Annotated in this window: 12 protein-coding genes; 4 read left to right on the forward strand and 8 right to left on the reverse strand. The window is 65.3% G+C overall.

Annotation, left to right across the window (positions count from 1 at the left end; all coding sequences use genetic code 11):
- Positions 1 to 41: 41 nt before the first annotated feature.
- Positions 42 to 929, reverse strand: coding sequence for a patatin-like phospholipase family protein (locus JWN03_RS29890; protein ID WP_297622004.1), 888 nt, complete (start codon positions 927 to 929; stop codon positions 42 to 44).
- A 511-nt stretch (positions 930 to 1,440) separates the two neighbouring features.
- On the reverse strand, positions 1,441 to 1,572 hold the full coding sequence (locus JWN03_RS29895; RefSeq protein WP_297622006.1) for a hypothetical protein: 132 nt from the start codon (positions 1,570 to 1,572) through the stop codon (positions 1,441 to 1,443).
- Positions 1,573 to 1,890: 318 nt separating this feature from the next.
- Here JWN03_RS29895 and JWN03_RS29900 point away from each other — a divergent pair, with 318 nt between their 5' ends.
- Positions 1,891 to 2,793 (forward strand): helix-turn-helix domain-containing protein, encoded by a 903-nt coding sequence (locus tag JWN03_RS29900; protein ID WP_297622008.1) that lies wholly within the window; start codon positions 1,891 to 1,893, stop codon positions 2,791 to 2,793.
- On the forward strand, positions 2,790 to 2,981 hold the full coding sequence (locus tag JWN03_RS29905) for a DUF397 domain-containing protein (protein WP_297622010.1): 192 nt from the start codon (positions 2,790 to 2,792) through the stop codon (positions 2,979 to 2,981). The genes JWN03_RS29900 and JWN03_RS29905 overlap by 4 nt, the downstream gene beginning before the upstream one ends.
- Positions 2,982 to 3,020: 39 nt before the next feature.
- Here the strand turns inward: JWN03_RS29905 and JWN03_RS29910 are convergent, their stop codons facing one another.
- Both JWN03_RS29910 and JWN03_RS29915 read right to left on the reverse strand, forming a co-directional pair.
- Entirely contained in the window at positions 3,021 to 3,791 is a 771-nt protein-coding gene (locus JWN03_RS29910; RefSeq protein ID WP_297622012.1) for a hypothetical protein, read from the reverse strand.
- The gene (locus JWN03_RS29915; protein WP_297622014.1) at positions 3,791 to 5,641 is read right to left on the reverse strand and encodes an ABC transporter ATP-binding protein/permease; all 1,851 of its coding nucleotides are present in this window, start codon (positions 5,639 to 5,641) and stop codon (positions 3,791 to 3,793) included. Before JWN03_RS29915 ends, JWN03_RS29910 begins: the two co-directional genes overlap by 1 nt.
- A gap of 156 nt (positions 5,642 to 5,797) precedes the next feature.
- Here JWN03_RS29915 and JWN03_RS29920 point away from each other — a divergent pair, with 156 nt between their 5' ends.
- Positions 5,798 to 6,226: a PPOX class F420-dependent oxidoreductase gene (locus JWN03_RS29920; protein WP_297622016.1), complete on the forward strand. Its 429-nt coding sequence runs from the start codon at positions 5,798 to 5,800 to the stop codon at positions 6,224 to 6,226.
- 365 nt (positions 6,227 to 6,591) lie between these two features.
- A complete protein-coding gene (locus JWN03_RS29925) occupies positions 6,592 to 7,752 on the forward strand; it encodes an Ig-like domain-containing protein (protein WP_441343084.1) in 1,161 nt (386 codons plus the stop codon).
- A gap of 21 nt (positions 7,753 to 7,773) precedes the next feature.
- On the opposite strand, the gene JWN03_RS29930 is transcribed toward JWN03_RS29925, so the two are convergent.
- The 4 genes from JWN03_RS29930 to JWN03_RS29945 form a co-directional block, all read right to left on the reverse strand.
- Positions 7,774 to 14,466: a non-ribosomal peptide synthetase gene (locus JWN03_RS29930; protein ID WP_297622018.1), complete on the reverse strand. Its 6,693-nt coding sequence runs from the start codon at positions 14,464 to 14,466 to the stop codon at positions 7,774 to 7,776.
- A gap of 333 nt (positions 14,467 to 14,799) precedes the next feature.
- Entirely contained in the window at positions 14,800 to 16,752 is a 1,953-nt protein-coding gene (locus JWN03_RS29935; protein ID WP_297622129.1) for an acetoacetate--CoA ligase, read from the reverse strand.
- Positions 16,752 to 17,501 (reverse strand): 3-hydroxybutyrate dehydrogenase, encoded by a 750-nt coding sequence (locus tag JWN03_RS29940; protein WP_297622020.1) that lies wholly within the window; start codon positions 17,499 to 17,501, stop codon positions 16,752 to 16,754. The genes JWN03_RS29935 and JWN03_RS29940 overlap by 1 nt, the downstream gene beginning before the upstream one ends.
- Positions 17,498 to 18,889 (reverse strand): MFS transporter, encoded by a 1,392-nt coding sequence (locus JWN03_RS29945; RefSeq protein WP_297622023.1) that lies wholly within the window; start codon positions 18,887 to 18,889, stop codon positions 17,498 to 17,500. The genes JWN03_RS29940 and JWN03_RS29945 overlap by 4 nt, the downstream gene beginning before the upstream one ends.
- Positions 18,890 to 19,014 lie beyond the last annotated feature (125 nt).

Here is a 19,014-nt window from a genome sequence, read left to right on the forward strand (position 1 = left end):
GCACCCGAACTGCGAAGCGGATCGTTGCGGCCCGACGCGCATCAATGCTTCGGCGAGGACCAGCCCGCGTCGATCAACTGCTGCGCCAAGCCGTTTGCTTGGCGAATGCCCGCTCGGAACGCTAACGGCCAGCTCGCGAGTACGTCCGGATTGGACATGAACGCGTTGAATACGTCGATCGTGGCCGAGTCGGGGCCGAATCGCACAACGGTATCGGTCACCGTGGTCGCGAGTTCGGCCTGAACCTGTTCGGGAGGGAAGCGGTTCGCCATCGGCTCAACGACCAGAACGACGTCCGAGTCCGCTGCGAGGTCCGCGTTGGTGGGCGACCAGAACCCGCCATCAATGTAGTAGCGGTCTGCGACAACGACGGGCGGAAAGGCTCCCGGAAACGAACGACTCGCGGCGACGGCGGTCGCCAGCGGCACACCGCTACTGCTGTCCCAGACCTGCCGCTGACCACTGGCGGCGTCCACAACGACTATCCGCAGCCGATTATCCGGCCAGTAATTGCCCCCGACCAGCCACTCCATCGGCGCGATATGCGCCGGCAGCGCCGGGTCCTCGGACATCGCCAGGTCACCCACTTTGCGCGGCGCCACATCACGATCCAGCGTCCGATCCAACAGCGCTGCGAAAGCGACCGCGAGCAGCGCGGGCTTCACCACCGACGGTGATTGAGTGCTACCAGGTGGATAGAGATCGTCGGCGAACGACTCCGGATCCCGCCCCGTTACCAGCGCGGCCGCGACGACAGCGCCCGCGGACGTGCCGACTATCGAATCGGCCGCACCCAAATCGATGCCACCACGCCGCAGTTCAGCGGCCAAACCTGCCATCCACGCCGAACCGAGGACGCCGCCCCCACCCAAAACAACCGAACGCCGAACAGTCTCACCAGACGTTCGATCGACATCGCGACTCTCCATGCCGCGATCCTAACGACACTCACCATCGAATATTGCTGCTACAACACATCATTGGACGCAACCCGTCGCAGGTCATCACCTGCCGGGCATCGACCATCCGCCGCTTGTCAGCTGCATGGCGGGGTGCCCAGTGACGACACATAGTCGACAAGAGCATGCACTGCCGGCAGCCGGGTTTTCCGAAGTGATCTCGTCCCGTTGGCCTTCCGGAGAACCTCATGACCGATCCGAAGAGCGCGAAGCGCACAGTTCCGGACGATCAGCGATGTGAAATATCGTCGGGCAGGAACTGGTGGCGGGACCTTCTCGCTGCTTGCCGCCGCCAGTTCCTGGTGGGCGCCGTTTCAGTTGCAGGAGGGCGGAATACAGGTGCTCGGGCATGAACGCCGGGGGGAGGGGGCGTCGAGTGGGCTGGTTCCGGGCGATCTTCAGGAGTTGCTTGCGGGTGATGCACGAATTGGGTTGGCAGCCAGCAGCTTCGAGGCGGAGCCGATTGGCCTGCGCAGGATCTTCACCTACGCCGCTCGATGCTGGCCTCGGTGCCATCGTCCCGCTCCTCCGCCGGCCGAGACTGCGAGGTATCCACCGGTCCCGAGGAGCGGGAGTAGAACAGAGCGGACATCACCACCGGGGTGAGCGTCACGGTAGAAACCCCACACAGCCCACCCGATGACGGCGAGGCAGAGTCCGAGTATCGATAACAGCGCCCATGTGTCCCAAGGCATTACGGCATCCCTCCAATGCTCATAGCTGATCTTGGTTCCGATTACCTTGCGGCGGCTGCGCGCTGTCGTCGCCTGGTTTCATTTCTCAGTAGACACCCGAAATGACTCCCGAAACGTGTACACGGTGGACTGACCACGAAATATGATGAGGTGTCCACGGTGCACACTTCTGCCATGGACACGGCGATCGTCGACATAGCCGCAGTGGACATTTCCCAGATAGCGAGGCTGAAGAAATGGCTGGATTGGCCGCCTCTCGCATAGCTTTCGGGTCCTACATCCGCGAGATTCGCGTGACGGGCCAGAAGACGCCACTCGCCGCCGGGCTACGCATCGAGACCTCCAGGCAGACGATCATGCGCCTGGAGAACGGCCTACCGACGAAGGTGAGCACGGTCGAACTGGAGCGGCTGCTGGATTTCTACGCGGCAATATCGGAGACCCGCGAGGAGGCGCTGCGGCTCTGGCGTGAAGTCCGCAGCGAGGAGAAAGTCGCTCAGCAGCAGGGTGATTCGCGCGGCTTCTGGCAGCCCTACACCGACCAGGTGTTCTCACATTTCCCGCGCTACCTGCGGCTGGAAAGCGCCGCGAACCAAGTCACCACCCACCAACTCGTGCTCGTGCACGGCCTGCTCCAAACACCGGACTACCGTCGCGCGGTCGTTCGCATCGATGGCGGTCCGGGGTTGTCCGCGGTCGATGTCGAGCGTCGTGTCGAACTCGCCCTGCGGCGGCAGAGCAGACTCAACGACCCCGGCTTCCGATTGAACTTCCTGATGTCGGAGGCGGTGCTGCGGCACCAGCCGGGCGAACCGGAGGTCATGGCCGCACAGTTACGGTGGCTGGCCGAGATGGGTCGGAAGGACAACATCAGCATCAGGGTCATTCCCTTCGGCGCGAAAGGGCATCGCGGGCTGACCATTCAATCGTTCACATTGCTCCAGTTCCCGCGCCTGAGCACCAACGTGACGGAGTCGCCGGTGGTCTACATCGAAGGCGCTATCGGCGGGCTCTACCACGGGAGAGCCGATGTAGTGCAAGGCTATCGCGAAGGAGTCGCGGCATTGGAAGCGGTAGCGTTGGATGAAGACGACACGGCAGACGTCCTATTGAAGATTGCGAAGGAGTACGCGGCGTGAGCAGACCGCCAATCCACAAGTGGTTCAAGTCAAGACGTTCCGAGACCGGACAGCAATGCGTGGAGGTCTACCTCGGCGACGGGGTGGTGGGAGTTCGCGACACCAAGGACCATGGCCACGGCCCGGAACTGTGGTTCCCCGGCGAGGTTTGGGACGAGTTCATCGCCAGCGGTATCTGGAAGCGCTGATCTGAATCTTCGGCCGATTTCCATTCGCAGAGGTTGACGCTATTGGCTGGGCCGTCCCGCGACGGCGTTGTAGAGATCGTTGCGCAAGCGATCGAACCAGCGCACTTCCCTTTCGCGCCGCTCCGCCTTGACCGCTTTCACCGATCCGGCCGGGTATCGCGAACGGGCCCAAGGTGATTGCGGCTGCGCCAAACGCACCGCACCCACCACACCCAGCATCGGTATGAACAGTGCGAACAAGCCGGTCCAGACCTTGCCCTTTGCCATTGTCACCACTGCGAAGGTGCCGTGGAAGAGAACAAGTCCGGCGACGAACTGCCAGCCGCGGAAGTTGTCGGTGATCCCCAACGGCGTTGCCCCGAGCAGCATCAGCGCGCATACCGCCACGCCGATGACGACGGCGTCCACCGACACCCGCCCCTGCTCGGACCAGTACACATCTTTCAGATCCAGGATCAGCGCGAATTCATCGAGAACCAGCGCGGTGCCGACGCCGAACAGTCCCGCGAAGATCTCCGGCCAGGGCGTGTGGTCGCCGATCGGACTGAAGACGCCGAATCCGGCCGCGATCATGAACACCACACCGAACACCATGTGGTGGATGTGCATTCCACCCGGGGTGATATTGCCCGGCCACCACGAAACACCGGCCCGAATCATCCGCACACTGAATCGAATGAATATGAACGTACCCACGAACATCAATAGCAGGATCGCCAAGGGGAGTTTTCCCGGCAGGACGATAATCCGCTCGAACCATCCATCTGAGACTGGAGCGGCAAGCAACGCTTGACCATTCAGTGTCATCATCAGAATTTACCTTTCGGCAGGTACGACCATCCGCCACCGCGCGCGAGCTCGAGCCGGGCGGTGTGGTGTCGGTCGACTGTGCGGCGGTGCGCGGTGCTGATCAGGATGAGGTCCGGCAATTCGGCGCGGATCAGGGTGTAGAGCGCGAATTCCAGCCCTTCGTCGACCGCCGAGGTCGCCTCGTCCAGGAACGCCGCCGCCGGCCGGATCAGGATGATTCGCGCGAACGCCAAGCGCTGCTGCTCCCCCGTCGACAAGATGCTCGCCCAGTCGGCTTCCTCGTCCAACTGAGCCGCCAGATGACCGAGCTGCACCTTGATCAGCGCGGCAGACAACACTTCATCTGTCTCGCTGTCGGGTGCGGCGGGATACGCGAGGGCCGCGCGCAGATCGCCCAGCGGCAGGTACGGCAGTTGCGAGATGAACAATGTGCCGGTGAACTCCGGTCTGCCGACGACACCGCTTGTGTAGGGCCACATTTCGGCGAGCGCGCGCAACAGAGTCGTCTTACCGGTCCCGGAAAGCCCCGTGACGACCACCGCGTCCCCGGCACGCAGTCGAAGATTCAGATCCTCGACCAGAATCGCGCCGTCGGGCCGATAGACGGTGACCGCGTTCAGTTCCACCGAACGGTCCAGTGCGCGCACTCCGATCTTGGGCAGTTCGCGGGATCTCTCGTTCGCCTCGAGCAGGCCCTCGAGTCGGAGCAGCGTCGCGCGGAACGCAGCGAAACTGCTGTAGCTATTGCGGAAGAATGACAGCGAGCTCTGGATCTGCCCAAATGCCGCACCTGTTTGCTGAACATCACCGAGAGTCAGCGTGCCGGCGAAGAACTGCGGCGCCTGCAGCAACCACGGAAGTACCACGGCTGCTTCGGTAGCCGCCTGATTCCAGCCGATGAACCGTGTGGTGAATACGACCAGACGGCGATAGATTCGCAGGACTTCCGCGAATAGCCCACGCAATCCATGCCTTTCGGTGGCCTCGCCGCGGTAGAACGCGACCCGCTCGGCATTGTCACGCAACCGGACCAGGGCATAGCGGAAGTTCGCCGCCGCGGCCTGATAGTCGAAGCCGAGCTGAATCAGTGGACGGCCGACCCAGAACGCGACCGTCGTCGCGACCAGCACGTAGGCGAAGACCAGAAATACCATCGCCCTGGGGATTTCGACGCCGGCTATATCCAGTGGCGGCGACAGATCCCACAGAATCCGGGTGAAGGACACAACCGATACCACCGCGGTGACCGCCCCCAGCGATAACGACCGCGCACCGGCGATCATGTCGCCGACATCCTGCTGGATACGCTGATCAGGGTTATCGATCGGCGCGTCGATGAATCGGCCCCGATAGTAGGCCTGATCATCGATCCACGCCCCGGTCATGCGCTCGGTCAACCAATCACGCCAGCCGATCTCGAAGATCTGACCGAGATAGAAGTCCAGCTGGGTACGCACCACCTCGATCACCGCAAGCACACCGAACACGATCAGCGAATGCCAGAACGCGTGTTCCGCACTATCCAGCGCAGCACCATCGCCGCTTCCGATCGCCGCGGCCGAGTTCTGCAGCGCCGAAAACATATCGTTGCCCTGATAGGACAACAACACCTTCACCCGGACCGACAACACCGCACTCAACAACAGCACACCGGCGAACGGCAGCGTGCGCAACGCCTCCCGGCCGGTGAAATACGCACCCGTGACAGCGCGGAAATGCCTGCCCCACTGGGTGATCCGCAGCAGTAGCGCCGCAACCACCAGGAACACAACCGCCGCGATCACGACCGTGATGAGCAGCCACTGCGCCGAAGCGACCAGCTCGTCGCTCCAGTCGCGCGACGCATCCACAGCGGCCTCCGATCGGATCCGGGCAAGGTCGTCAGGCAGTGGAGAATCCGCTCGCAGACGTGAGCGAAAGCCAACAATAACCTCCACCTGCGGCTCGCCCGATCCGACGCGCGATGCTTGGGTCGTGGGTCATCTCTCCGCCACTGAAGGGAAACCATGGAGCTCAACGAATCCGCTCGTAGTCTCATCGGAAAGGGCGCCGATGCCACCCTGGTCACGCTGAACCCCGACGGCAGCCCCCACGTGAGTCTGGTCTGGGTCGCAGTGCAGTCGACGCCGGACGGAGACGAACTCGTGGTCGGGCACATCTCCAAAAACGGAAACAAGAAGGTGCGCAACGTCCGCAACGATCCGCGGGTTGCCCTCACCATCGTGTCACCCGGCGGGCCCGGCCATCCAATTTCGCTGTGGCTCTCCATCAATGGGACCGCGCGGATCGTCGAAGGGGGCGCGCCCGAATTTCTCAAAGAGCTCGCCGAGACCCTGGCCCCCGGCGTGGATTTCGTAGCCGAGGGTGCACCACCCGGATTCCTGACCCGCATCCGCATCGACAAGGTCGGTGGCGTCGGCCCCTGGGCATTCTGACGCCGGAATCGACCGCTCCGCGGTGAGCCGAATCTTCCGTCAGCTCGAGAGCCTCGGATGGGTCGCGCAAACCGGCGACCGTGGGATGTAGGCTGCGGACACCATCGGACCCGCCGTCCGCGATGCCGCCCGAGAACTTTCCTGCCGGCTCGGCTACTCCGGCGAGCCCTGGGGAGGGCCATTCGGGGGGCCGTGAGGGCGGCCGGGTCCGGACCTCCGGTGGTGGCCGGACAGACTGTGGCCTACCGTAATTGAGGTCGGCATCTGCCGGTTGAGGATCGTTCGCGAATTTCGGCGGTAGGTAAGGGGAGACGATGAGGGCGGAGACGACGAGGGACACGCGCGGGCGAAGATCACTGGTAGTGATGTCGATTGCGTCGGCGGTCGTCGCCATACTCGTCGGCGGGTGCAGCTCCAGCGCGGACAAACCGACACCGCAGGGAGCTGCCATTACGGCCCCGGCGAAGGTGGATGTCCCCGCGGCCGACCACGGCCCGGTGAACCCATCCGCGCCGATTGTGGTGAATGCCGCCGACGGTCTGCTGATCAGCGTGACCGTCACCAACGCGGCCGATGGCAAGACCGTCGGTGGCGATCTCGCGGCAGACCGCCGCAGCTGGACGTCGAAGGACCCGCTCGGGTACGGCGCGAGTTACCACGTGGCGGTCAAGGCAGCCAACAGCGTGGACGTGACGGCCGACAGTACGGCGACGGTCACCACCATCAATCCCGCCAAGACGGCCTACGCCAATGTCGTCCCGGCGCCCGACACGGTCAGTGATACCGGCATCGGCGTCGGCCAGCCGATGGTGTTCCAGTTCACCCAGGCGGTCTCCAATAAGGCCGAGGTGCAGAAACATCTGAAGGTGACCGTCACGCCCGATCAACCGGGCGCCTGGTATTGGGTCGATGACAAGGACGCGCACTACCGCGGACCCAATTACTGGCTGCCCGGCACCAAGATTCATATCGAGGCCGACGTGCTCGGGGTCGACCTGGGCGACGGTGTCCTCGGTGCGGAGAACAACAGCGCCGATTACACCGTCCACGACGCCTGGGTCGCCAAGGCCGACGGAAGCACCGAACAGCTGACCATCTTCGACAATGGCAAGCAGGTCAACCAGATGGCGATGAGCCTCGGCTCCCCCGGCTTCCCCTCACACGAGGGCCCGCACGTCATCTCCGGCAAACAGCCCTCGATCGTGATGGACTCCTGCACCTACGGCGTCTGCGCAGGCCAGTCCGGCTACTACAAGGAGACCGTGGCACTGGACGAACGGATCTCCAACGACGGCGAATTCGTCCACTCCGCCCCCTGGTCGGTCGGTCAGCAAGGCAGTAGCAATGTCTCGCACGGCTGTGTCAACCTCGCCCCCGACAACGCCCAGTGGTTCTACGACCACTTCGGGGTCGGCGACGTCGTGGAGATCACCAACTCCGGCGGCCCGACACTTCCGGTGTGGGACACCTACGGCGACTGGGAGGTTCCGTGGGCGCAATGGCAAGCGGGCAACGCGGGCAGCTGACGTGATCGTCCGAGGCGGCGCTCAGCTAACCGGAAGGAATCCCGACTGCACGAACGCGGCGATATAGGTGTCGAGCACGCTCGCATCGACCGCCGGACACCAGATTCCGCTCCCTGCGAGCGCCTTTCGGGCGTTGGCGTCATCCAGCACGATCTCGGTTGTGCCACCGCCGAAATTGCCGCTGACCAGCGCGGCACGCACCAGGGAATCGTCGCCGGCCAGGGTGCGGGTCCGGGTTTCTTCGGCGAACCGGAGCTGGATCGTGTCGAGCGTCTCGGTCTTGACCGAAAGTCCGTGCCGGCCGAGACATTCGAAGATGTCACGCACCGCGACCGGCTTCTCATTGATCAGGTGATATTCGATGTCGGTCGCGGAGCCGAGCGAGATCGCCACTATCGCGCGTGCCACATAGGTCACCGGTACCAAATCGATCGCCGCCGCACCGATATCGGGAGCGGCCCCGAGGATCGCCGCGGCCCGGATCATGTTCCAGAACGAGTCGTCGGCATTGTTGATACCGGTCCGGAGATCGCCGGAGATCAGACCGGGGCGGTAGACACGCACAGGCACGCCACGCTCACCCGCCTGCAGGATCAGTTGCTCCGCAACCCATTTGCTCGAAATGTAGCCCTGCTCCGGTAGCTCGTCCGCGCCGATTCGGGTGGCTTCGCGGATGAGGTCCTGGCCGCCCGCCGTGGAGATCACGGTATTGGCGCTGGAGACGAAATGCACGGGCTTGAGCTGCCGAGTCGTCGCCAGCCGCAGTACTTCCCGCGTGCCCTCGACATTGGCGGCGCGCAACCGGGAATACGGTTCGAGATGATTGACCCGGGCGCCGTTGTGATAGATCGCGTCGATCCGGTCGGCGAGCCGGGCATGGTCGGTGTCTGTCAGCCCGAACGCCGGTGCGGCGAGATCGCCTGGCACAGGCACGATTCGAGCTTCCAGCGTGTCGTCCCACAGCTGGTAGGAATGCAGTGCGGCGCGGATCCGGTCCCGCCCCTCGCGGGCAGAGCCGGCGCGGACCAGGCACCATACGAGAGCGTCCGTGCGGTCCAGGATCTCGCGCAGCAGATAGGCGCCCACGAACCCGGTGGCGCCGGTGAGCAGCACGTCCCGCACCGGCCCGGTGCGCATCGGGGCACAGCCCGCACCATTGATCTCCGGTGCGAGTACGGCATCGGCGGCGAGCAGAGCCGGGCCGCCGACGGGCGTGGCGCTCCCGGTCACGCGGGCCGCGAGGCCGCGCACGGTGGAGGCGCTGAAGAGCGCCGCCACCGGCAGCTCGCTGTCGAGCCGGGCCGCCAGCGCGTGCTGCAGGGTGAAGATCAGCAGCGAGGTGCCGCCCAGCGCGAAGAAATCGTCGTCCGCGCCGGCCCGGTCGATGCCGAGCACCTCGGCGAATACCTCCGCCACGATCCGCTCGGTCGGCGTGGCTGGCGCACGGAATGTCGCGGTCTCGAATACCGGCTCCGGCAACGCCTTTCGATCCACCTTGCCGGCCGGAGTCAGTGGAATCTCGTCGAGCACCACAACCGCGGTGGGCACCATATGCCGGGGCAGGCTGCGTGCGGCGTACTCGACGAGCTGATCCCGATCGAGCGCGCACCCCGCTACCGCTCGCACATACGACACCAGAACAGTTGTGCCGGTAGCTGTTTCACGACCGATGGTGATCGAAAAGTCGATACCGTCATATCCGCCGAGCACCGCGTCGATCTCGCCCAGCTCGATACGGAAGCCCCGGATCTTCACCTGAAAGTCCGTGCGCCCGAGGAATTCCAGCTCCCATCGCGTGTCATGCCCGGCCACCCAGCGCACCAGATCGCCGGTTCGGTACATTCGCGCTCCGGGTTCGCCCCACGGGTGGGCGACAAAACGCTCCGAGGTCAGACCCGCCCGATCGTGGTAGCCGCGCGCCATCGCGTCACCGGACAGATACAGTTCGCCCGCCACACCCGGCGGTACCGGTCCCAGCCGGGAGTCCAGCACCACCGCCGACCGGCCCGGCACCGGATTGCCTATCGTAATGCGCTGTCCCGCAGTCACTATCGTGTAGCACGCACCGATCGTCATTTCGGTCGGGCCGTAACCGTTGAAGAAGCGGCGACCCGGCTGCCACGCGGCCACCAACTCCGGTGTCGTGACATCGCCGCCGACCGAAACCAGCTCCAGGTCGTCCATTCCGGCGGGATCGACGCTGCCGAGCAGTCCCGGAGTGATGAGCGCGTGCGTCACCCGTTCGGCCCGCAGCACCTGGGCCAGCTCGTGACCGCCCAGCACGCCGGGGGCCGCGATCACCAGCGTGGCGCCGCTGTAGAAGGCGCACACCCATTCCTCGATCGACTGGTCGAAGCTCGGAGAGCAGGTGTGCAGCACCCGGTCGTGCGGCTCGATCCCGTACATGCCGGTCGTATAGGTAGTCAGACCGCCGAGTCCGGCGTGAGTGACGGTGACGCCCTTGGGGATACCCGTAGACCCCGAGGTGTAGATCACGTATGCCGGATGCCTGACGTCCAGCGGTGCGAGCCGGTCGGCATCGGTCACCGGCGCCGCGGACCGCGCCGCGCACAGTCGATCCGTCGCGGGATCATCGAGTACGAGCCACTCCACCTCGTGGGGCAGCCCCGCGAGATGTCCGGCGGCGGTGAGCCCGAGAACGGGCGTGGCATCGGTGACCATGTGCCGCACACGATCCGGCGGATAGGCGGGGTCCACCGGCACACACGCGCCGCCCGCCTTCGCCACCGCCAGCACTGCGACGACCATCTCGTAGGACCTCGGAATGGCCAGTACCACAAAGCCTTCCGGACCTACGCCGGAGTCGATCAGGAGTCGGGCCAGGCGGGAGGAGTACTCGTCGAGCTCCCGATAGGTGATCGATCGATCCTGGTACCGCACCGCGATCCGCTCCGGGCCGAACCGCACGCCCCGGGTCAGTAGATCGGGAAACAATCCGTCGACCGTCGATCGCCCTCCGTGAACCTGGGTCAGCAGTTCGTATTCGGCCGCGTCGAGCAGTCGGAGATCTCCGACAGGAGTGTCCGGCGCGCCGGTGATCGCCTCGAGCAGCCGAGTGAATCGATCGGCGAATCCGCACACCGTCGCCTCATCGAACAGATCCCGGGCGAAGGTGAATACCGCATCCATACCGCCGAGGCCGTCGCCGCCGGAGTCACGGAGGGTCAGCGATAGATCGACCTGCTCGGTGCCGGTCGAGCAATCGACTGCGCCGACGCGTAATCCGGGTAGCTCGAAGCTGACTTCCGGAAGATTCTGCATCGATAGCGACACCTGGTACAGCGGATGCCGCGCCGGCGAACGCTCCGGGTTGAGCAATTCCACCAGCCGTTCGAACGGAATATCGGCATGTGCGAACGCCTGCAGATCGGTATCCCGGATGCGGGCCAGCAGTTCGGTGAAGGTCAGCTCGCGCCGTACCTCGGTGCGCAGGACCACCGTATTGACCAGCATGCCGATCAGGCCGTCGAGGGCCGGATCATCGCGGACCGCCGCCGGGGTGCCGACAATGATGTCGTCGGTGCCGGACATGCGGGCCAGCAGTACCGCGAACGCGGTGTGCATGACCATGAACAGCGTCGCGTTCTGCTCGAGGGCAATCCCGGACAATCGGCGGTGCACCGCGCCCGTGATCGAGAATCGCACCTGCCCACCGCGGAACGACGAGACAGCCGGACGAGTGCGATCGGCGGGGAGGTTGAGCTCGTCCGGCAGGCCGGCCAGTGCGGTACGCCAATAGTCGGCGTACCGCGTCATGAGGCTGCCCGGATCCGCATCAGAACCCAGCACTTCGCGCTGCCGGATACTGAAGTCGGCGTACTGCACCGGTAGCGGCGACCAGCCCGGCTCGGCGCCCGCCGACCGACTCGCATACGCCTGCATGACATCTCGGGTCAGCGGCCCCATCGACCAGCCGTCGCAGCAGATGTGATGTGCGACGAACACCAGCACGTGCTCGACAGCCCCGTCTGCGGCGATCCGTAATAGCCTGACCCGCAAGGGAACTTCGGTCGTGACATCGAATCCGGCGGATACGATCTCGGCGATACGCGGTAGCAGCGCATCCTCCTCGACCCGGTGCGGCGTGAGATCCGGTAGCGCCCGCGCGGCGGGCAGTATCGACTGGCGTGCGACACCGTCGCGGTGCGGGTACATCGTGCGCAGGGTCTCGTGCCGTGCGATCAGATCGCCGATGGCTCGTTGCAGCGCAGGCACATTCAGATCGCCGGTCAGCCGCACCGCGAGGGGGATATTGTGGGCCGCCGAATCCGTATCGAATTGATTGACGAACCACATCCGCTGCTGTGCCATCGACAGCGGGATCGAGTCCGGCCGCGGCCCGGCCACCAGCGCCCGGTGACCATCGGTGCCGATTCGGCCCATCGCGGCGGCCGCGAGCTCGACCACCGTCGGCGTCTCGAACATCATCCGTCCCGGTATCCGGGTGTCCAATGCCGCGCTCAGCAGGGATGCGACCCTCGTCGCCAGCAGTGAGTTGCCGCCGAGCGCGAAGAAGTTGTCGTCCAAGCCGATTCGTTCCACGCGGAGCACCTGCGCGAACGCGTCGGCGACCGCCTGCTGCACGGGATGCTCCGGTGCGCGGAAGGCGGCGGTCTCGGCCACCGGCGCCGGTAGCGCCCGGCGATCCAGCTTGCCGTGTGCGGTCAGCGGTATCGCATCGAGGACGACGAAGGCCGATGGAACCATATGGCCGGGCAGGCTCCGCACCATCTCGGCGCGCAGCGCCGCCACCTCCGGCTGCCCCACCAGATACGCGACGATTCGCTGATCTTCCGGTGTGTCCTCGCGGACGATGACGGCAGCATGGTGCACCGATTCCAGGGCGAGCAGGGCGGTTTCGATCTCGCCGAGCTCGATGCGGAATCCACGCACCTTCACCTGATCGTCGGCGCGTCCCAGGTAGAGGAGGTTGCCGCCGGTGTCCCACTCGGCCAGGTCGCCGGACCGGTAGAGGCGTGTGCCATTGGCGCCGAACGGATCTGCCACAAAACGTGCGGCCGTCAGTCCGGGCCGCGCGAGATAGCCGCGGGCCAATTGCTCACCTGCGATATAGATTTCGCCTGGAACCCCCACCGGAACCGGATTCAACCGATCGTCCAATACCCGGACCCGCACACCGGGGATAGCGGATCCGATGACACTCCGGTCGGTCCCGGCTATCCGATGATGGGTCGCGTGGACGGTCGTTTCGGTGATGCCGTACATGTTCACCAGTTGCGCGGCAGCATCGCCGTGCCGGGCGCGCCAATCGTCCAAGCGGGAGAAGTCGAGCGTCTCACCTCCGAATATGATGTACCGCAACGACAATGGTGCGAGGCCCTGGGCCTCTGACGCCCGGCGATCGGCCTCTGCCAGCTGATAGAACGCCGACGGAGTCTGGCTCAGGACGGTGACCCGCTCGGTACGCAGCAACTCCAGGAACTGCTCGGGTGATCGCGACGTCTCGTGGTCGACCACAATCACCGTGCCGCCGTGCAGCAGCGGACCCCACAGCTCCCACACCGAGAAGTCGAACGCGTAGGAATGGAACATCGTCCACACGTCGCGATGGTCGAACCCGAACTGGGACTGCGTATTCGCCAGCAATGTCATCACATTGCGGTGCGGAATCTGCACACCTTTGGGGCGGCCCGTCGAACCGGACGTGTAGATGACATACGCCAGGTTGTCCGGCCGCAAGGGTGCCGCCCGGTCCGCGTCGGTGACGGGCGCGCCGTCCAGATCGGCGAGATCACCCGCTCCCACCTCGACCGAGGGCGCCGCGATGGCCGGGATCGTTCCCGGACTCGTCACCACACACACCGGTTCGGCGTCAGCGAGCAGGTAGGCGATTCGCTCCGGCGGATAATCCGGGTCCACCGGCAGATAGCCGCCGCCCGCCTTCACCGTCGCAAGCAATGCGACCACCAGGTCCAGCGATCGGGGCAGCGCCACGGCGACCAGGGTCTCGGGGCGAGTGCCGATGGCGATCAGCCTGCGCGCCAGCCGGTTCGACCGGACATCCAATTCGCGGTAGGTCAGCGTTTGCGCGCCGAATCGAACCGCGATCGCCTCCGGATGCGCCACCACCATGCGATCGAATGCCGCGGCCAGCGTTGTGTCCGGATCTTGATGCGCGGAGCGCGGAAACACCGTGCCCAGGAACTCGGCGATCGATTCCGGCCACTGTCGCCCGGCCTGCTGCGCGCCCAGCCCGGCCACCTCCGCTTGCGTCACTACTGTCGAGCCGCACACAAACGCGGTGTCCTCGGCCACTATCGAACGCAACCGATCCTCGGATGTCACCGGCTCGGCGGAGAACCGGGCGAGCTCGTGCGTGAACCCCGGGGCGTCGAACCGCAACCACGCGCCCGGACCATTCCGGTGCCCTGAGGTACCGGCGACGAGACCGATCACCGGCTCCGCCCCGTCCGGCAACTGCTCCGCCGCGTCGATGAAGCCCGCGCCGGTCTTCGCCACAGCCCACATCGCCGTCACCGACTGGATCGACGGTGCGGCAGCTACCGCGACGAGATCTCCCGGCCCGACATTGCGCTGGATCAGCAATCGCGCCATTCGCGACGACACACCATCAAGTTCGCGATAGCGCAGCACCGCTCCGCGCAGCGCCACCGCTATCGCGTCGGGATCGTTCTCCACCACCGCCGCCAAGAGCCGAGGCAGGGTGGTCACCCTCGGCCGCCGAGTACGAACGGGCCGCTCGCGAACTTCCGCCGCCGACCGGCCCGTACCGGACGCGTCATTCATCACTTGCGATCTCCCTGCGTGCAGCGCCCGCCGGTCAGGCGCCGCTGCCATGCTTGCCCACCCGAGTCAGGTCGGCCGATCCGTGAGCGCCGTTACACTCATGGCGCAAATATCGTGGCGTCCGAACTCAACCTTCGCTCAATGATCACTGTATGGCCGACTGGTCTGCCGATTCCGTGCGGACAGTACATCGATCGGACCGGCATTTCGGATCGCCACTGCCGCCAGCATCGGGAACAGCACCCAATTGCCACCAGGTCAGCGGCGGTGGGTCAGATACCACGGCAGCAGGTCCGGGTCGTCGATGGCGGTGGTGTCGATGACGTGAGCCGGGTCTGCGCCCTGCAGTAGGCGTTTGAGAGGGACCTCCAGCTTTTTGCCGGTCCTGGTGTGGGGAATGCCCGGGGCTCCGATGATGTCGTCGGGGACATGGCGCGGGGAGACCTGGGTCCGGATGGTCTGGGCGATCCGCTGTTTCAGGTCGTCGGTCAGCGCGAGGCCCGCGGCCGGCACGACGAACAGCGGCATCCAGTAGTCCCCCGTGGTGAGCTCGATGCCCAAGACCAGGGCCTCAGCGACCTCCGGCAGCGCCTCGACCGCCTGATAGATCTCGGCGCTGCCCATACGGATTCCATTGCGATTCAGGGTGGGATCCGAGCGGCCGTGGACCGTGACGCTGCCGCGGCCGGTGCGGGTGATCCAGTCGCCGTGCCGCCAGATGCCGGGGAACATGTCGAAATAGGCGTCGCGGTAGCGGGAGCCGTCGGCATCGTTCCAGAACTTGACCGGCATGGAGGGCATGGGCTTGGTAATGACCAACTCCCCCACCTCGCCGAGTACCGGTCGGCCGATGTCGTCCCACGCCTCCAATGCCACGCCGAGATAGGGCGCCGAGAGCTCACCGGGCCAGACCGGAACGGTAGGCACACCGCCCATGAACGCCGACACCACATCGGTGCCGCCGCTGATGGACGAGACCGGGATATTTCCCACCCGATCACGCAGCCAGAGCGACGAAGAGGCCGGAAGGGCCGAACCCGTGATGCCTATCGAGCGCAAGCGGCTCAGGTCGTGTGTGCGGGACGGCAACACCTCTGCCTTCTCGCAGGCCAGGACATAGCCCGGGCTGGTGCCCAGCACCGTGGACCCGGTGCGGGCGGCCAAGGCCCACAGGGCATCCGGAGCCGGGTAAGCCGGACTACCGTCGTAACAGACAATGGTGGCGCCGGCCAGCAGTCCGCCGACCTGGAAGTTCCACATCATCCAGCTGGGGCTGGTGTACCAGAAGAAGGTGTCCTCGGGACCGATATCGCACTGCAGGGCAATGGCTTTCAGGTGTTCCAGCAGTACACCGCCGTGGCCGTGCACTATGCCCTTGGGTGTGCCCGTGGTGCCGGAGGAGAACAGGATCCACAGCGGGTGATCGAAGTCGACCGCAGTGGTGTCGATTACCGCCGTGGTCCGGCCCGGATCGTCGGTGACATCGTCCCAATCGAGAGCGCCGGGCACGGTGCCGCCCTGTCCGGAAACCACCACCGTCGCTCGCAGGCTCGGCAAACCCGCACGCAGGGCGGTGATCTCGGCGCGTCTGTCGTGGACTTTGCCGCCGTAGCGGTAGCCATCGGCGGTGACCAGCACGGTCGGCTCCAGTTGGCCGAGCCGATCCAGCGCCGCCTGCGCCGGGTAGTCCTGGCCGCAGGCACTCCAGATGGCTCCGATACCGGCCGTCGCCAGGAAAGCGATCACCGCCTCCGGGATATTGGGCAGATAGCCGACCACCCGATCGCCGGGGCGGACGCCCAGTACCCGTAGTGAACGTGCCAATATCGCGGCGCGGGAGAGCATTTCACCCCAGGACACCTCACGTATCGATGCATTCTCAGCGATGGCGAGGATGGCGGGACGATCGGCACGGGCCTGCCGCACCACCTGGTCGACATAGTTCAGCGAGGTTCCGGGGAACCAGCGGGCACCGGGCATGGCGGAGTCGGCCAGCACCTCGTCCGGCATGGCGCCGAGGTCGAAGTACTCCCACACCGCTCGCCAGAAGCCGGGCACGTCATCGGTGGACCACTGCCACAGCGCCAGGTAGTCGTCGGCCGCAATCCCGTATCGCTCGGCAATGAACCGCGTGAAGTCGGTAATCCTCGCAGCGGCAATGTCTTCCGCATTCGGTACCCACTGCGGTGCGGCCGAGTGCTCGGACAGCATCATCGCGCGCTCCACCCGCCGTCCATGAGGTAGGACGCTCCGGTCACCATGCGCGCCGCATCCGAGGCGAGCCAGCCCGCCAGAGCGGCCACCTCCTCGGGCTCCACGAGTCGTTTGATCACGTTCTCGGTCAGCATGATCCGCTCCACCACCTCTTGCTCGTCGATGCCATGCGCAAGCGCCTGATCGGCAATCTGCTTGTCCACCAGCGGAGTTCGCACATAGCCGGGGCTGACGCAGTTGCTGGTGACCCCGTGCGGGCCGCCCTCCAGCGCGGCGACCTTGGAGAGGCCCTCCAGTGCGTGCTTGGCGGTGACATACGCGGATTTGTAGGCGGAGGCCCGGATTCCGTGCACCGAGGAGATATTGATGATCCGCCCGTGCCCCTGCTCGTACATGTGCGGCAGCGCCGCGCGCAGGAGCAGGAACGGTGCTTCCACCATGAGCGCCAGCAAAGTCCGGAAGCGCTCCGGTGGGAAGTCGACGATGGGACTGATGCTCTGAACCCCGGCATTGTTCACCAGGATGTCGACTTCGAGACGAAGGTCTTCCAGCGCGGTGACGTCGAGAAGGTCTACCTCCCAAGCATTTCCGCCGATCTTCGCGGCCAGCCGCGCGGCCCCCGGTCCGTCGATATCCGCGACGGTGACGCGCGCTCCGCGCGCCGCCAGTTCGATCGCGCAGGCGGCGCCGATTCCACTCGCACCGCCGGTGACGAGCGCCGTCCGCCCGGCCAGGTCGTCGGTCATACGGTCACCTTTCGATCGGCTCGCGCGGCGCGGCTTGCCGCATCAGCGAGGTCGATATCGGTCAGATCCGCGCCCTTGGTCTCGCGGGCGAAGAACACCGCGACAACCGTGATGGCGGCCGCGCCGGCGAGGTACCAGGCGATCGGCACCGACGAGTGATAGGTGTTCAGCAGCCGCACCGCGATGATCGGCGCGAGCGATCCGGCGACGATGGAGGTCACCTGATACCCAAGGGACACACCGGAATACCGCATCCGGGTGGGGAACATCTCGGACATGAGCGCGGGCTGTCCGGCGTACATGAAGGCGTGGAAGACCAGCCCGATAATGATCGCCGACAGGATCACCAGATTGTGCTTGCTGTCCATCATGGGGAAGGCGAAGAAACCCCAGGTGCTCGCCGCGAGCGCGCCGACCAGGTACACCGGGCGGCGGCCGAACCGGTCACTGAGCCGGCCGGCGAGGGGGATCACCGCGAAATGCACTGCGTGCGCGACCAATAGCCACCACAGGATCACCTTGGTATCTGTTCCGACGTGCACCTTGAGGTACGTGATGCTGAAGGTCACCACCAGGTAGTAGAGGACGTTCTCCCCGAACCGCAGCCCCATGGCGGTGAAAACCCCACGTGGATAACGCTTGAGCACCTCCACCACGCTGTACGAGTCCGACTTCTCCTGCTCGGCCACTCGCTGAGCCGCCAGGAAGATGGGTGCATCGGTGATCTTGGTTCGCACGTAGTAGCCGATCAGCACCACCACCGCCGACAACCAGAAGGCCACCCGCCAGCCCCACGACAGGAATGCGGCATCCGACAGCGTCGACGTCAGCACCAGCAGCACCACGGTCGCAAGCGCGTTACCCAGCGGCACCGCCGCCTGCGGCCAGGACGCCCAGAAGCCGCGGCTCCTACTGGGGCTGTGCTCTGCGACCAGCAGCACCGCACCACCCCATTCACCGCCGATCGCGAACCCTTGCAGGAACCGCAGGGTGACAAGCAGCGCCGGGGCCAGATACCCCACCTGCCCGAAGGTCGGCAGACAGCCCATCAGGAAGGTGGTCGCGCCCACCAGCACCAGACTCAGCTGGAGCAACTTCTTACGCCCGTACTTATCCCCGAAGTGCCCGAAGACAACTCCGCCGATCGGCCGCGCCGCGAATCCCACCGCATAGGTCACGAACGCGGCGAGAATCGCATCCAGATCACTGGTCCCCTTGGCGAAGAACACATGGTTGAACACCAGCGTCGCCGCCGTGCCGTAGAGGAAGAACTCGTACCACTCGACGACGGTGCCCGCCATCGATGCGGCCACCACCCGCCGTAGTCCCGCCAATGCTGCGCCCCGAGGCGGCGGCTCTGTGTGCGACGCTGAAACCCGGACGCTCATCGTGCTACTCCTTCACGATCGGGCCGCGCCACCCTTAGCTGTGATGTGGCCCACAAATACCATCGACTCAGAGTATTGATGCACATCAAACTGCCCACAATGTCCAGTTCTGCAACACATATCTG

This window comes from Nocardia sp. (assembly GCF_025465275.1).
In the GTDB taxonomy this organism is placed as follows: domain Bacteria; phylum Actinomycetota; class Actinomycetes; order Mycobacteriales; family Mycobacteriaceae; genus Nocardia.